The sequence below is a fragment of the Holdemanella sp. DFI.5.55 genome, from assembly GCF_020593575.1.
Lineage (GTDB): Bacteria > Bacillota_I > Bacilli_A > Erysipelotrichales > Erysipelotrichaceae > Holdemanella > Holdemanella hominis.
In genome coordinates this window covers 1-207 of sequence record NZ_JAJDMK010000487.1, presented here as the reverse complement: position 1 = coordinate 207, position 207 = coordinate 1, and the positions used below count along the sequence as shown (strand labels likewise).

1 protein-coding gene is annotated in these 207 nt (G+C 66.7%); it reads left to right on the top strand.

Annotated features, from left to right (window positions below; genetic code table 11):
• On the top strand, positions 1-207 hold a 207-nt coding region (locus LJE08_RS14910; protein WP_370633293.1), incomplete at both ends, for a hypothetical protein.

The window sequence follows — 207 nt, the reverse complement described above, 5'->3', positions numbered from 1 at the left end:
GGCGGCGGCCATGGGCCTCAGTCTGGCGGTCGGTGTGGCCGTGGTGCAGGCGCTGGAATCCCTGGGTTATCCGGGGGTCGAGCTCAAGTGGCCGAACGATCTCTATTATCAGGGCCGCCGCCATGCCCTGCTCGAGTCGCCAGTACATGCTCAGGATCAGCTGGCAGCCGAAGGGGGAAACCCAGGGCTTGCCACGGCGACCACGAC